The sequence below is a fragment of the Hydrogenophaga palleronii genome, from assembly GCF_031457455.1.
Lineage (GTDB): Bacteria > Pseudomonadota > Gammaproteobacteria > Burkholderiales > Burkholderiaceae_C > Hydrogenophaga > Hydrogenophaga palleronii_A.
The window spans coordinates 1-14,880 of the sequence record NZ_JAVDWU010000012.1; the positions used below are offsets into that span (position 1 = coordinate 1).

The window sequence follows — 14,880 nt, forward strand, 5'->3', positions numbered from 1 at the left end:
TGGGCGGCACCGGTGATCATGTTCTTCACATAGTCGGCGTGGCCGGGGCAGTCCACGTGGGCGTAGTGGCGGTTGGCCGTTTCGTATTCCACGTGAGCGGTGTTGATGGTGATGCCGCGGGCCTTCTCTTCGGGGGCCGCGTCGATCTGGTCGTAGGCCTTGGCCGAACCGCCGTACTTGGCCGACAGCACCGTGGTGATCGCCGCCGTCAGCGTCGTCTTGCCATGGTCCACGTGACCAATGGTGCCCACGTTCACGTGCGGCTTGGTCCGCTCAAATTTCTCTTTTGCCATTTTTCAATTCCTAAAAGAACAAAACCCGTGTGTGTTTAAGGTTTCCGACATAGACCTGCCACGGGCAGCTGATCAACCGCAAAGCGGCGTCGAAGACCACTGAAAATCTCTCCGCGCTACAGACTCTTCCCATCAAGGGTTGCCAAGGGTCCGGCTCTGCCGGCCCGATGGCAACGCCCCCTTGAGGGGGTGACGCGCCGCAGGCGCGGCGCGGGGGTGGGCTTACTTGGCCCGAGCTGCGACGATGGCTTCGGCCACGTTGCGCGGGGCTTCGGCGTAGTGCTTGAACTCCATGGAGTACGTGGCACGGCCTTGCGACATCGAACGCAGTGTGGTCGAGTAGCCGAACATTTCGGACAGCGGCACCTCGGCCTTGATGGCCTTGCCACCACCGACCATGTCTTCCATACCCTGCACCATGCCGCGGCGGCTGGACAGATCGCCCATCACGTTGCCGGCATAGTCTTCAGGCGTTTCCACTTCCACCGCCATCATGGGTTCCAGAATAACCGGACTGGCCTTCTTGCAGCCTTCCTTGAAGCCAAAGATGGCGGCCATCTTGAAGGCCATTTCGGACGAGTCCACATCGTGGTACGAACCGAAGTGCAACGTGACCTTGACGTCCACCACCGGGTAACCGGCCAGCACGCCAGCGGTCAGCGCTTCGACAACGCCCTTTTCCACCGCAGGGATGTACTCACGCGGCACCACGCCGCCCTTGATGGCGTCGACGAACTCGAAGCCCTTGCCGGCTTCGTTGGGTTCGATCTTGAACACCACGTGACCGTACTGGCCCTTGCCGCCCGACTGGCGAACGAACTTGCCTTCGGCCTCGGCCACTTCCTTGCGGATGGTTTCACGGTAGGCCACTTGGGGCTTGCCCACGTTGGCTTCCACGCCGAATTCGCGCTTCATGCGGTCAACAATGATTTCCAGGTGCAGCTCGCCCATACCGGCGATGATGGTCTGGCCCGACTCTTCGTCGGTCTTGACCCGGAAAGATGGGTCTTCAGCCGCCAGACGCTGCAGCGCAATGCCCATTTTTTCCTGATCGGCCTTGGTCTTGGGTTCCACGGCCTGTGCAATCACGGGCTCAGGGAAGACCATGCGCTCGAGCATGATGACGGCTTCCGGATCGCACAGGGTTTCACCCGTGGTCACGTCTTTCAGGCCCACGCAGGCAGCGATGTCGCCGGCGCGAATTTCTTCGACTTCCTGGCGGTTGTTGGCATGCATCTGCACGATACGGCCGATGCGCTCCTTCTTGCCCTTGACAGGGTTGAAGACGGAGTCACCCTTCTTGAGCACACCCGAATAGACGCGCACGAAGGTCAGCTGACCCACGTAGGGGTCGGTCATCAGCTTGAATGCCAGAGCGGACAGCTTCTCGTCGTCCTGTGCCTTGCGGGAGGTCGGCGCTTCGTCTTCGTCCATGCCACCCACGGGCGGGATGTCCACTGGAGAGGGCAGGAAGTCGATCACGGCGTCGAGCATGCGCTGAACACCCTTGTTCTTGAACGCGGTGCCACACAGCATGGGCTGGATTTCGGTGGCCAGCGTGCGGGTGCGGATGCCCAGCTTGATCTCTGCCTCGGTGAGGTCGCCTTCTTCGAGGTACTTGTTCATCAGCTCTTCGCTGGACTCGGCAGCGGCTTCCAGCAGCTTCTCGCGCCATTCCTTGGCCTGCGCCTCGAGATGGGGAGGGATTTCCTGGAACTCGAACTTCATGCCCTGGGAAGCTTCGTCCCAGATGATGGCTTTCATTTTGATCAGGTCGACCACGCCGGTGAAGTTCTCTTCGGCGCCGATCGGGATCACGATGGCCACGGGGTTGGCCTTCAGGCGCAGCTTCATCTGGTCATAGACCTTGAAGAAGTTGGCACCCGTGCGGTCCATCTTGTTGACGAACGCCAGACGAGGCACCTTGTATTTGTTGGCCTGGCGCCAGACGGTTTCCGACTGGGGCTGCACGCCACCCACGGCGCAATAGACCATGCAGGCACCGTCGAGCACGCGCATGGAACGCTCCACCTCGATGGTGAAGTCCACGTGGCCGGGGGTGTCGATGATGTTGAAGCGGTGCTCTTCGTAGGAAAGGTCCATGCCCTTCCAGAAACAGGTGGTGGCCGCAGACGTGATCGTGATGCCACGCTCCTGCTCCTGCTCCATCCAGTCCATGGTGGCCGCACCGTCGTGCACTTCACCAATCTTGTGGTTCACACCGGTGTAGAAAAGAATGCGCTCGGTGGTGGTGGTCTTGCCGGCGTCGATGTGGGCGGAAATACCGATATTGCGGTACCGCTCCAGTGGCGTAGTGCGTGCCATGGAAATACTCCTGAATGGGGCAAGCCCGCCACCCTTTTGGGGTGTCGCGGGCTCGCCTTGGATGACTGAGGGAAACGGAACTTAGAAGCGGAAGTGGCTGAAAGCCTTGTTGGCTTCGGCCATGCGGTGCACTTCATCGCGCTTTTTCATGGCGCCACCACGGCCTTCGTTGGCCTCGAGCAGCTCGTTGGCCAGGCGCATGGCCATGGACTTTTCGCTGCGCTTGCGGGCGGCTTCCTTGATCCAGCGCATGGACAGCGCCAAGCGACGCACCGGGCGCACTTCCACGGGCACCTGGTAGTTTGCACCACCCACGCGGCGGGACTTGACTTCCACCATGGGCTTGACATTGTTGATGGCGGTGACGAAGAGTTCGAGCGGGTCTTTGCCGCTCTTCTTTTCCATCTGCTCCAGCGCACCATAGATGATGCGCTCGGCAACCGCCTTCTTGCCGCCTTCCATGATCACGTTCATGAACTTGGAGAGCTCGACATTGCCGAACTTGGGATCCGGCAGGATTTCACGTTTAGGGACTTCGCGACGACGTGGCATTTTTACACCTCAAATTTGCTTCAGTTGGCACCTTTTCAGGCACCGCGAGAACCCAGCAAGGCCCTCACTTACTCGACCCGCCGCCAACATGGCGTTTTGGGGTCACTACGTTCGACCTGGCTTGCCGGCCGGCCAAACACCGAAAAACCAGATTATTTGGCCTTGGGCTTCTTCGCACCGTACTTGGAGCGCGACTGCTTGCGGTCTTTCACGCCCTGCAGGTCGAGTGAACCGCGCACGATGTGGTAACGCACACCAGGCAGATCCTTGACACGACCGCCGCGAACCAGCACGACGCTGTGTTCCTGCAGGTTGTGGCCTTCGCCGCCGATGTAGGAGATGACCTCAAAACCGTTGGTCAGGCGCACCTTGGCGACTTTACGCAGAGCGGAGTTGGGCTTCTTGGGGGTCGTGGTGTACACACGGGTGCACACACCGCGACGCTGCGGAGAATTTTCCATGGCCGGGCTCTTGGATTTGGTCTTTTCGACCTCCCGGCCGTGGCGCACGAGTTGATTGATGGTTGGCATTGAAAAACGTCCCTAAACGTTTGAGAAAAGCGAAAACGAAAAGCCCTTCGGAAAATTCCGAAAAGCCCGCTAATGTAGCACGCAGCCTGAAATCAGGCAACCGGCAGACTGTGCACGCCGCGCAAGCGGCGGAGCGTGGGGGCTCATAGGCCGCAGCGCCCGGCCGCCCCAAGCAAGGCCGGCCCCCCGGGGGGGGGGCAGCGACCCGCGCAAGCGGTGGAGCGTGGGGGCTCTTTCTTTACTGAATCCACAAGCGCATGGCGTCCCAGGCCCGCCCGAAGATGCCGCTTTCTTCGACCGTCTCCAGCACGGTGAGCGGCACTTCGGCCACAGGAGCCCCATTGGCCGTCGAAATCTTCAGGCTGCCCAGTGCTTGCCCGCGCGTCAGCGGCGCCACCAAGGGCTCGGGGCGGATGATCTCGGTCCGGAGTTTGCTTCCCTCGCCAGCCGGAACCGTCACCACCACGCCTTGCGGCAGTCCCAGCTTTACCTGGGCTTCCTTGCCTTTCCACACCTTGGGCGTGGCAACTGGCTCGCCGGCCTTGGCCAGCCGCACCGCATCGAAAGCGGTGTAACCCCAGTTCAACAGCTTCTGGCTTTCGTTGGCGCGCGCGTTTTCGCTAGTCGCGCCCAGGAGCACGCTCAACAGACGCCTTTGACCCTCAGCACCGGAACCCAGGGAGGGCACCTCGCGCCGGGCCGTGGCCACCAGGCAGTAGCCCGCAGCATTGGTGTGGCCGGTTTTCAGGCCGTCGACAGTGGGGTCTCGAAACAGCAGCACATTGCGGTTTCGGTCATTGGCTTCAGGTGTGCCGGGATAGCGGTAGCGTTGAACGGCGTAGTAGGTGACATATTCCGGGAAGTCGTTCATCAGCCGGGTGGCCAGGGTGGCCAGATCGCGCGCGGTGGTGGTGTGCCCGGTTTCGGTGAGCCCCTCCGGATTGCGGAAGCTGGAAGCGCTCATGCCCAGCGCCTTGGCCTGGTCGTTCATCAACTGCACGAATCGCTCCACAGAACCGCCGACGCCCTCTGCCAGCGCGACCGTGGCGTCGTTGCCCGACTGGACGATCATGCCCTTGACCAGGTCTTCGATCGGAACCTGCATGCTGGGATCGATGAACATGCGCGATCCCGGCATCTTCCAGGCGCGCTCGCTGACGGGCAGCGTCTGCGTCAGGCTGATCTTGCGTGATTTGAGTGCGTCGAACACCAGGTAGGCGGTCATGAGCTTGGTCAGCGAGGCCGGCTCCACCGGCTGGTCCGGATCCTTGGCCGCAAGCACCTGGCCTGAGGTGACATCCATCAGGAGATAGGCCTTGGCTGCAATTTCTGGAGGCTGAGGCATTTGGGCCGCTGCAGGCAGCGCAGCACCCCAAAAAAGGCACACAGACATCACGAACGGAACAAAACGGCGCAGCAAAATGGGATTCCTTGAATAGAAACTGAAAACGGCGTGAGCGGTCACGTGCTCAAGTGGCGCGTGACCAACTCGCGCAACAAGGGCAGTTGCCCATGAAAGAAATGCCCGCCAGCTGGCACCACCAGCACGGGCAGGGTCTGGGGTCTGGCCCAGTCCATGACGGATACCAACGGCACAGTGTCGTCCTGCTCGCCGTGAATGACCAGTGTGCGCAGATGGAGTTCCTCTGGCACCAGGGCCACCTGGAAACGGCTGGCGGCCGTGCCCACCAGAACCACCTTGTCAATGATTCGCTGCCCATGCAGGCGTTCGAGCGCGTGGCTGGTGACAAAAGCACCAAAAGAGAATCCAGCCAGGCTCAGGCGCCCCTGCGGCGCAAGCGCATTCACCACCGCCAGCAGATCGTCCAGTTCGCCGCGACCTTCGTCGTGGACGCCGGCGCTGGCGCCCACGCCCCTGAAGTTAAAACGCACGGCCGTCCACCCGCTTTGCACGAACGCCCGAGCAAGGGTCTGCACGACCTTGTTGCTCATCGTCCCGCCAAACAGGGGGTGGGGGTGAGAGATGACGGCCGTCCCTATGGTGTCGACCGAAGGACGATCCACGGCTACCTCCAGCAGGCCGGACGGCCCGGGGATCTGCAGGATCTCGGTTTGGGCATTCATCGAGGAACGACTTCCAGGGCCAACAGGCCACAACGCAGGATAGGCATGCCGAGGCCCTCAGCGCCCGACGTCAGGTGGCGTCAACAAACGTTCGACGACGACGCCATCCCGGAGGTGGGACTGCACGATCTCGTCAATGTCGCTCTCGTCGACATAGCTGTACCAGACGCCTTCCGGGTACACCACGGCGATCGGCCCCCCCGCACAGCGGTCCAGGCACCCTGCCTTGTTCACACGGACCTTGCCTGCGCCCAGCAGGCCCTGGGCCTTGGATTGCGACTTGCACCGGTCAAACGCCGCCTGCGCTTTGTGACGGGCGCAGCAGGCCTCATCACCACCGCGTTCATTGAGGCAAAAAAAGATGTGCCGCTGGTAGTAGGGCGGGTTTTCTGTCATGGCGCGATTCTAGTGGCGCCCCTGTTCAGACTTGCAACGAGTCATGACAAGGGAGCCTCCATTGAGCCCTCGCTACCCGGCCAGTTTCTGCCATTCAAGGCCCATGTCACCACCGCCCGCGAGGGCGTCAGGTGAAGCGCGGCTGGCGTGTTTCCTTCATGCCGGCTTGCGAGCAACGGCGCTCAAGCCAAATACCAGTGCAGCGAAGGGCCAAACCCAGCCTACCCACTGAGACAGGCCATGAAACCGGATGAATCGCCCCTGCTCCCATACCTCGAGGGACTGAGCGAAGTAGGGACTGGCCGACGTGCGGTTGAGCAAGGTCAGGGACACCGCCAGGCAGAGCAGCATCACCACATTGCACAGGCGCCGTGGCAGTCCCGCCAGCGTCAAGCCCACCACCAGCGCCACGCCCATGCCCAAGCCCACAGGCAGGTTGAACCATGACCAGGCGTTCACCGGCCCAAAGGTCATGGCCGATGAAATGCCTTCCATTCCCACGGCACAAGCAAATAGCGCACCGGCGAATATCAGGCGGCGCAGCACCGACCTCAATTCCGCAAAGCCCATCATCAAGGGGGCGAGTAGGCAGAGCGCGATGCAAAAAGCCTCGGCCAGGGGGCTAAGAGGATCGGGTACCGTGGCGCGCACCGGCACCCACTCCAGAAATGGTGTGCCTTCAAGCAGATTGATCAACCCTGCTTCCATACGCTCCCACACCTGGCCCAGTCCAAACGGAATCGAAGCCGGGTACAGCAAGGCAAAAGGCCAAAGGGCCAGCAGCACCAGACTTCCGTGCGCGCCCGGCTCAAACCAGTCTGCCCGAAATTGGCTCCAGCGCTGCAACGCACCGATGCGTTCAAGCAGCCACGCGACGGTGGCACCCATCAGGCCGCCCAGCGCGTTCAGCACCAGATCCACATTCGACGCCACGCGCATGGGCAAATAGTTCTGGGCAACCTCAATCCCAAAGGAAAGCATGGCCGGTACCAGGACCGCCACCGGCCATGACAGCCGCCCACCACCTGAGCGCAGCATGGCGAGTGCCAGCAGAAAGCCAAGGGGGGCGTACCCCACTAAGTTGGAGATCAGATCAAAGGCCGTCCAGTACTGCGGGAACGGCGCCCAGAGAAAGGCGGTCGGGGAGATGCCTTGCACCCACCAGCCCTTGAAAGGGTACAGGCTGGCGTAGACAATCAGCCCTCCGAACAGGAGGGAAAGTGTCCAGGCGGAAGAGCGGACCTGCAAAGGGAGAAGTTGAAGTTAGAAGGGCTTGACCACCACCAGCACCACCGCTGCCAGCATCAGCAGCACAGGCGCTTCGTTGAACCACCGGAACCACACATGCGGCCGCCGGTTCTCACCACGCTCGAATCGGCGCAGCAGAAGACCGCAAACATGGTGATAGGCCACGGTCAGCACCACGACGAACAGTTTGGCGTGCATCCAGCCGTTGCCAGGCCCCCGACCAATGCCGTAGCCCCACCACAACCACGCGCCGAGCCCGATGGCCGGGACGGCCAACAGGGTGGTGAAACGCATGAGTTTGCGTCCCATCACGAGCAGACGCTCCCGCTCGGCAACGCTTTCCGGCGGCACCATGGCCAGATTCACAAAGATGCGCGGAAGGTAGAACAAGCCCGCGAACCAGCTGGCGATGAAGACAATGTGAAAGGCTTTGATCCAGAGCATCGCCGCAGTGTAGCCCTGGCCCCACGGTACGCCCCGGCAAGCACACCATGGGCAGTAGCACAGGCAAAAAAAAACCCGGCCATGGGCCGGGTTGGGAAGCCTTTTTGCTGTCACACACTAAGGCACCCGCTCAGGGAGGAAAAGCGGGGAGCGCCCCTTTCGGTTTGCCCGAACGGAATGTTACACCAAAAGATAGGGTTTTTGGCAAGTCACCCTGTCAGATTTGACAGGGTGACGACAACTCCGATTCAACAAAGGTGATAAAGCTCACATCATTTTGGCAAGCTCAAACATGACGGCCGTGCCCAAGGCCTCGCGAATGTTGCCGCGGCCGACCTTGGCCATGGAGAATTCGCCAAAGCCGGACATGTCGAACGAGCTGTCGTCTGGCGAGATTTCCACGAACGGAAACTCAAACACTTCCCTGAGCAGTTCACGCCGGAAAGACTCGAAGTCGGCACCCTTGATTTCCGAGTCCACCACGATCAGGTTGGGCATGCGCCCCTTGATGGCATCACGGGCCTGCACGAAGTCGACCACGCTGTCTGACACGATACCGATCTCGCGCAAAGCGTCGCGCACGTCGGCCCGGATCTGCAGGGTAGGCGAGATGGTAAGCACATAAGTGCCGGACAGCGACTTGAACATCGATGAGTGGTCGTCCGACAGATCCACCGCAGAAATACCGTCGACCGCCTGCACGGTGCGGGTGAACATGGCGTTGAAGGTGGTGCCTTCGCCGGTCACGGTGCGTTCCAGCTCGATGCCGCCCGCGGTTGCCGCGATCTGCCGAATGAGCATCCAGCTGAGGTTGTCGTCGGTCGTCTGGCTGGAGGGTGGTGCACCCTCGTTCGCCACCCGAACCTGGAAACGCGCATGCGGTGGCCAGGGGTTCAGATCCATGCGCACATCGACACGATTGCCGTAGGGCAGCGCCCAGTCCAACACCGCGTTCACAAACGTGTGGGCCACGGTGGGATCGACCAGCACATCCACCGGCTTCAGCTTGCGCCTCAACGCGATGCCCAGCAGCGCGAATTCCTTCTTGCGTTCCTGCAGGACACCCTCGACCAACTCGGCCATGTTGATCTTCTCGTGCGATTGCCGAATGCGTCCGCTGTAGAAGCGGTGGATCTGCTGCGTGCTGACGCCGGCCAGCTTGACCCTGCCAATGGGCACACTCAGTGCATGGTGCTCTTGCCGCGTGATGCGGTCCCTGGCGAGGAGCTGGTCAATCTGGTTCTGCAACGCACTGACCCCCTCGGTGATCTGGTCCGCCAGACCTGCCAGCAGATCGGGCCACTGATCGTCAAGCGACCATGATTCGGTGTCACCGCTCGCAGCGCCCCTGGATGGTGTGGAGGACGAGGTGGGGATTTTCTTGGGTGACAACATGACGGAACTCAGGTAAAGAAGGCAAAGCGGAATTTGACCAAAGGCAATGATTTCTACTTAAGTTGGAGTTCAACACAAACAGGAAACTTTTTCAATATCTATACCTTTATTACTGCTTGATACAAATTCTTATTTTTGAGAATTTGAGTCTTTTTCCACGCCACATGGCAGATTGACTGCCGGTCTACACGGCTTTGGACACAATACGGCAATGCATTCACCCGCCCCCTACCCCTTCAACCGACCGCGCCGCCTGCGCCGCGATGCTTTCACCCGCGATCTGGTGCGCGAACACCGCCTGAGCGCGGCTGACCTGATCTACCCGGTGTTTGTGCTGGACGGGCGGGGGCGGCGCGAAGCCGTGGGCTCCATGCCTGGCGTGGAACGGCTGAGTCTCGATCTGCTGCTGCCCGTGGCTGAAGACTGCGTGCAGCTGGGCATACCGGTGATGGCGCTGTTCCCGGTGATCGACCAGTCGCTGAAAACGCCCGATGGCCAGGAGGCCCTGAACCCCGACGGGCTGGTGCCGCGCGTGGTGCGAGCCCTGAAAGAGCGCTTTCCACAGCTCGGCGTGATGACGGATGTGGCCCTGGACCCGTACACCAGCCACGGTCAGGACGGTGTGCTTGACGAGCACAACTACATCCTGAACGACCCCACCGTCGAGATACTGACGAAACAGGCCGTGACTCAGGCACAGGCGGGTGTGGACATGGTGGCGCCCAGCGACATGATGGACGGGCGCATCGGCGCCATCCGTGCCGCTCTGGAAGCCAATGGCCTGGTGCACACGCGCATCATGGCCTACAGCGCCAAGTACGCCAGTGCGTTCTACGGCCCGTTCCGGGACGCCGTGGGCTCGGCGGCAAACCTGGGCAAGGCCGACAAGAAGGTCTATCAGATGGACCCAGGCAACAGCAACGAAGCCCTGCGCGAAGTAGCGCTGGACTTGGCCGAGGGTGCCGACATGGTGATGGTGAAGCCCGGGATGCCGTACCTGGACATCGTGCGGCGGGTGAAGGACGAGTTTGCGGTACCGACCTTCGCTTACCAGGTGAGCGGCGAGTACGCCATGCTCAAAGCCGCGGCGCAGAACGGCTGGCTGGACCACGACGCGGTGATGATGGAAAGCCTGCTGGCTTTCAAGCGCGCGGGTGCGGACGGGGTGCTGACCTACTTCGCGCGAGACGCGGCGCGCCTGCTGCGGGGCTGACCCTTCCCAACAACATGCGGGTCTTCCACATCCTGCCCGGGTCGGTGAGTGAATCGTCCACGCTGCCCATGGTGCTGCCGCCAACGGGCTACGTGTGGATCGCCTGCGGGCGGCGCGAATTCGAACTGGAACAAGGTGCGGTGCAATCCACCTTGCAGGTGCTCTGCGGCCTGACACTGGTCGATCTGCACCTCTCGGACCTGCTCAACAACCAACTGCCCTCGCATTACGACTACACCTCGCAGTACGACGTGCTGGTGTTCCGGCGGCTGGCGGCAGGCCATACGGAGACCGATCTGGCTCATCCCGGCGCGGTGCTGACCCAAGCGACCAAGCGCAGCGGGCCACCGGTGCTGCGGCGCATCGACACCAGCCCGGTGGGCTTTGCCGTGTTTGACCGCGTTCTGCTCACCGTGCACCCCGCTGGCTGTCAGGTGCTGGACCAGTACGCGTCAAGGCTGATGACCGCAGTCAGCGTGACATCGCGCGCTGCCGGCGTGAACCTGCCACCGCATCCGGCCGACCTGATGCTGCGAATTATCAACCAGATGGTGGACGGCTATCTGGACCTGCGGCGCGAACTCACCCGTCAACTCGACCACTGGCAGGCCGAGTTGCTGCACCCCAAAACCCGCTTCAACAACTGGAGCTCCCTGCTCGACGCGCGCATCTCGCTGCACCAGCTTGACGAAATCTGTGAAGACCAGCGGGCCGCCATTCAGGACTGGATCGAGGCGCTGGAGGAATGGGAGCCCGGTGAATACAACGGCGGGCAGCGCGGGCTGGACCTGCTGCGGGTGCGTTCACGCGATGTGCTGGAGCACATCGAGCGGGTGGTGCACCACGTGCGGCGGCTGGAACAGAACGCAGAGACCGCTGTGCAGATGCATTTCTCGGCGCAGAGCAACCGCACCAACGACATCATGCGCACGCTCACGGCGCTGACTGCGATCTTTCTTCCACTGAACCTGATCGCAGGCATCTTCGGCATGAACTTCGAATTCATTCCGCTGGTGCACCAGCAGGCCGGCTTCTGGTGGGCACTGGGTTCGATGTTGCTGACGGCGGTGGTGCTGGGGGTGCTGTTCTGGCGCAAGCGGTATCTGGCCAGAACAAAGTAAGCCCACCCCCGCGCCGCGCTTTCAGCGCGTCACCCCCTTCAAGGGGTCGATACCAGTGGCCCGGCAAAGCCGGTTCCACGGTATCTCTGGATAGGGACACGTCGCTCCGGGCCGGACTTTGCAGGCCTCAACGCAGCGCTTTTAGCGCATCACACAAACGGTGCGCTCAGGCCTTCGTTGGCGAGTGCGCGTTGGACCGCCGGGCGTTCCAGCATGCGTTGCAGGAAGGGGCCGATGTGGGGCAGGCTTCGGGCCTGGCCTTTGTCGAAGTTGCGGGTCCAGCGGCAGAGGGTGAACAGGTAGGGGTCGAGTGCGCTGTAGGTGTCACCCAGCATCCAGGGACCGCCGTGGCGGGCCAGTTCGGTATCGACCTGACGCAGCATCGGGCGGATCTGGGTCTGCGCCATGTGCCTGACCTCTTGTGAGGCGGCGCTGTTGTGTGCATGAACCCAGCGCTCGGGATGGAAATAGACCATGAGTGTGGCCTGCAGGGTGTTGGTGAACCACACCAGCCACTTGTAGAAATGGGCGCGGTCTGCCGTGCCCAGGGCCGGCGCCATCCCTGCCTGGGGGTGCGTGTCGCACAAGTGCAGGCAGATGGCGGCCGTCTCGTACAACACCAGGTCACCGTCGGTGAGCACCGGGATCAGCCCATTGGGATTGAGCTTGAGGTAGGCGGTGGTCTTGTGCACGTCCTGCGTGCGGTCGACCAGCACGCGCTCGTAGGGCACGGCCAGTTCTTCGAGCAGGATGTGGGGCACCATGCTGGCGGTGCTGGGGTAGTAATGAAGCTGGATCATGGTCATTGGGACGGAGTGGGTACGCCGAACAGGCGGGCTCCATTCTCCCAGCCAATGCGACGGGCCAATTCGGGCGGCAAGCCACCCAGCCAGGTTCGGTAGCCGCGCATGAGGTCGTCGTAATACAGCCAGCGCAGATTGACCCAGGTGTCGGAGCCGATCAGGAAGCGGTCCGGGTACTTGAGCAGCAAGGCGCGCCACTCCGGGCAGAGCTGGCCTTCGCTGCAGGTGAGGCCAGGTCGGTAAGAGAGTTCACCCATGAGTGCGGGGTACTTTGCCATCAGCTGGTCGACCCGTTCGACGGCCGTTCCGCCGATGCCGGTGTGGGCCCAGATCAATCGGAAGCTGTGACCCCCACGCTCCGCCGCTTCTCCACGCATCGCATTCTCACCATTGGAAATGGTGTGGGCCATGAGCAGGTCGATGGCGACATCGTCCACATGGGCAAGGATGGCCAGGCCTTTTTCTTCGGCCATGGCCATGAGTTGGCGGGCCACCTGGCCATTGGCGTTGGCGCTGTCGTACAGGTGGAATTCACCCAGGCCGCGGTACGGCCCTGCCGGGGTACCGTCGGCAAGTTCGGTGTGCACGAGTTCGGCGATGCTGGGGTCCCGGAACCAGTTGTTGTAGTCGGCACGGTTGCGGTAGAGACGGACGAAGGGCACCACCGTGACACCGGCAGCGGCCGTTTGCTCGCGCGCCTGCGCCAAGGCCCTGGTGCCTTCGTTGGGCCGGGAATTCGCGACGATGGCCCGAACCCCGTTGCGCTGCATGCGGTTCAGCACGTCGGAGAGTGGGAACGGGCAGCCAGGCGACACGCCGTCGTGCACACAGGCTTCGTCGTTGTAGTGCAGGTGGGCGTCAAACAGTGGGCCGGTGTACTGCGCAGATGCACTGCCCATCAGCCCTGCCAGCAGCAGCCCCAGCCACTGATGCCGGGAAACCCGCTTCACGGGCCTGCAGTCATCGCCACCGTCAAGCGGGTGGCCCGCCGCCGCATCAAGCCTTCCCGTACAGGCCCGGACATGGCCATAGAACAGCCGCCGCAAATGGCCGGCTATGCCCGATGCTGGGCGGGACTGGTCCATCTTTAGGGCCTGTTCACGTGTTCGGCAAGAAAGGCCAGGGTGCGCTCGCGTGCCTGCCTGGCCGCCGCTTCGTCGTACGAGCCGCGCTGGTCGCAGTTGAAGCCATGGTTGGCGTTGTAGATGTAGACCGTGACGCCAGGCTGGGCCTTTTTGAAGGCCTCGACGGTGTCAAGCGGGATCCAGTGGTCCTGGTCGCCGAAGTGGGCCATCACGGGCACGGTGGGTTGGCGGGAGGCTTCGCCTTCGCCGGTCATGCCGCCGCCGTAGTACGGCACTGCAGCAGACAAACCCTTGAGCCGACAGGCCGCACGCCAGGTGAGCAGGCCACCCCAACAGTAGCCGACGATGCCGACCTTGCCGGCTTGTTCCGCATGGTCGATGGCGGCCTGGATGTCGGGCATGACACCGGGTTCGGGCAAGGCCTCAACCGCGGTTTTCAGGCGGAAGCCCTCACCCATGTCGGCCTCGGAATAGCCCATGTCAACGCCCGACTGGACGCGGTGGAAGGTGGACGGCGCGACCACAAAATAGCCGTCCGCGGCGTAGCCATCGGCCACGGAACGGATGTGCGAGTTGACGCCGAAGATTTCCTGCAGCACCACCAGGCCGCCCTTGGGCGTGCCGGTGGGTTGCGCCACGTAGGCGGGAAAGGTGAAACCGTCGGCGGACTTGAGATCGATGAATTGGCCCATGCGTGCTCCTTGTATTGAAGGGATGAAAGAAAGGGTGCGCGGCAGATCAGCCGGCCAGGCGGCGCTCCACAAAATCGAGCCGGTCCTGGCCCCAGAAGATCTCGCCGTCGATGACATAGCTTGGCGCACCGAAGACACCGGCGTCAATCGCTTGCTGGGTGTGTTCGGCGTAGCGCGCCTTGACATCCGCCTGCTGCGATCGCGCCAGGTGCGAAACCTCCAGCCCGTTCTCGCTGAGCAGTTCGGCCAGCACGTTGTCGTCGGCAACGTTGCGCTCTTCGACCCAGATGGCTCGGCCAATAGCGCCCGTGAGGCGCATGGCGGCCTCGGCACCCTCTTGTTCGGCCACGGCGGTGATCAGCCAGCCGGCAGGATCGCCGGCGACCGGGAAGTGACGGGGTTCGGGGTGCAGGGGAATGCCCAGCGCTTCGCTGAAGCGGCGCAGCTCCACCAGGCGGTAGGCCTGGCGCTGGGGTGCGCGTTTGGGCAGGGGCAGTCCGCCGGAGACAGCGAAGATCTGGCCATAGTCCACCGGTCGCACCCGCACCTCGGCGCCCGCGCGCTGAACGATGTCGGTAAATCGGGCATGACCCAGGTACATCCAGGGGCTCTGGGGGGCGAAAAAATAATCGACTGTGCGACGCATGGGGATCTCCTGAGGCTGTTGTAATCCCGGTGGAGGGTGTGAACGGGCAGCC

General features: G+C 62.4%; 16 protein-coding genes. 2 read left to right on the forward strand and 14 right to left on the reverse strand.

What is annotated here, in order from left to right:
• The 10 genes from J2W49_RS22300 to J2W49_RS22345 form a co-directional block, all read right to left on the reverse strand.
• The coding region (locus tag J2W49_RS22300; RefSeq protein WP_310321340.1) for a GTP-binding protein at positions 1 to 293 on the reverse strand (293 nt) is incomplete at its 3' end.
• A gap of 222 nt (positions 294 to 515) precedes the next feature.
• Complete coding sequence (gene fusA, locus J2W49_RS22305) at positions 516 to 2,618, reverse strand: elongation factor G (protein WP_310321342.1); 2,103 nt, start codon at positions 2,616 to 2,618, stop codon at positions 516 to 518.
• Between the two features lie 81 nt (positions 2,619 to 2,699).
• The gene (gene rpsG, locus J2W49_RS22310) at positions 2,700 to 3,170 is read right to left on the reverse strand and encodes a 30S ribosomal protein S7 (RefSeq protein WP_304914906.1); all 471 of its coding nucleotides are present in this window, start codon (positions 3,168 to 3,170) and stop codon (positions 2,700 to 2,702) included.
• 152 nt (positions 3,171 to 3,322) lie between these two features.
• Entirely contained in the window at positions 3,323 to 3,700 is a 378-nt protein-coding gene (rpsL, locus tag J2W49_RS22315; protein WP_056266875.1) for a 30S ribosomal protein S12, read from the reverse strand.
• A gap of 238 nt (positions 3,701 to 3,938) precedes the next feature.
• Entirely contained in the window at positions 3,939 to 5,093 is a 1,155-nt protein-coding gene (locus tag J2W49_RS22320; protein WP_310321595.1) for a D-alanyl-D-alanine carboxypeptidase family protein, read from the reverse strand.
• A 68-nt stretch (positions 5,094 to 5,161) separates the two neighbouring features.
• The gene (locus tag J2W49_RS22325) at positions 5,162 to 5,785 is read right to left on the reverse strand and encodes an alpha/beta hydrolase (protein WP_310321349.1); all 624 of its coding nucleotides are present in this window, start codon (positions 5,783 to 5,785) and stop codon (positions 5,162 to 5,164) included.
• A 57-nt stretch (positions 5,786 to 5,842) separates the two neighbouring features.
• On the reverse strand, positions 5,843 to 6,181 hold the full coding sequence (locus tag J2W49_RS22330; protein WP_310321353.1) for a (2Fe-2S) ferredoxin domain-containing protein: 339 nt from the start codon (positions 6,179 to 6,181) through the stop codon (positions 5,843 to 5,845).
• Positions 6,182 to 6,337: 156 nt separating this feature from the next.
• The gene (locus J2W49_RS22335) at positions 6,338 to 7,429 is read right to left on the reverse strand and encodes a VanZ family protein (protein ID WP_310321355.1); all 1,092 of its coding nucleotides are present in this window, start codon (positions 7,427 to 7,429) and stop codon (positions 6,338 to 6,340) included.
• Between the two features lie 15 nt (positions 7,430 to 7,444).
• Positions 7,445 to 7,873 (reverse strand): CopD family protein, encoded by a 429-nt coding sequence (locus J2W49_RS22340; protein WP_310321357.1) that lies wholly within the window; start codon positions 7,871 to 7,873, stop codon positions 7,445 to 7,447.
• 267 nt (positions 7,874 to 8,140) lie between these two features.
• Positions 8,141 to 9,268 carry a hypothetical protein gene (locus J2W49_RS22345; RefSeq protein ID WP_310321359.1) on the reverse strand — a complete coding sequence of 376 codons (1,128 nt, stop codon included), beginning with the start codon at positions 9,266 to 9,268 and terminating at the stop codon, positions 8,141 to 8,143.
• A 211-nt stretch (positions 9,269 to 9,479) separates the two neighbouring features.
• On the opposite strand from J2W49_RS22345, the gene hemB reads away from it, so the two are divergent.
• Positions 9,480 to 10,481 carry a porphobilinogen synthase gene (hemB, locus tag J2W49_RS22350; RefSeq protein WP_310321362.1) on the forward strand — a complete coding sequence of 334 codons (1,002 nt, stop codon included), beginning with the start codon at positions 9,480 to 9,482 and terminating at the stop codon, positions 10,479 to 10,481.
• A 14-nt stretch (positions 10,482 to 10,495) separates the two neighbouring features.
• On the forward strand, positions 10,496 to 11,602 hold the full coding sequence (locus tag J2W49_RS22355; RefSeq protein WP_310321364.1) for a magnesium transporter CorA family protein: 1,107 nt from the start codon (positions 10,496 to 10,498) through the stop codon (positions 11,600 to 11,602).
• A 149-nt stretch (positions 11,603 to 11,751) separates the two neighbouring features.
• Here the strand turns inward: J2W49_RS22355 and J2W49_RS22360 are convergent, their stop codons facing one another.
• The 4 genes from J2W49_RS22360 to J2W49_RS22375 all read right to left on the reverse strand — a co-directional run bounded on the left by J2W49_RS22360 (position 11,752) and on the right by J2W49_RS22375 (position 14,828).
• Complete coding sequence (locus J2W49_RS22360) at positions 11,752 to 12,402, reverse strand: glutathione S-transferase family protein (protein ID WP_310321366.1); 651 nt, start codon at positions 12,400 to 12,402, stop codon at positions 11,752 to 11,754.
• A 2-nt stretch (positions 12,403 to 12,404) separates the two neighbouring features.
• Positions 12,405 to 13,304 (reverse strand): amidohydrolase family protein, encoded by a 900-nt coding sequence (locus J2W49_RS22365; RefSeq protein ID WP_310321598.1) that lies wholly within the window; start codon positions 13,302 to 13,304, stop codon positions 12,405 to 12,407.
• Positions 13,305 to 13,492: 188 nt separating this feature from the next.
• Positions 13,493 to 14,182, reverse strand: a complete 690-nt coding sequence (locus J2W49_RS22370) for a dienelactone hydrolase family protein (protein ID WP_310321368.1) — start codon at positions 14,180 to 14,182, stop codon at positions 13,493 to 13,495.
• A 46-nt stretch (positions 14,183 to 14,228) separates the two neighbouring features.
• Positions 14,229 to 14,828, reverse strand: coding sequence for a 2-hydroxychromene-2-carboxylate isomerase (locus tag J2W49_RS22375; RefSeq protein ID WP_310321370.1), 600 nt, complete (start codon positions 14,826 to 14,828; stop codon positions 14,229 to 14,231).
• Between the last annotated feature and the right edge of the window lie 52 nt (positions 14,829 to 14,880).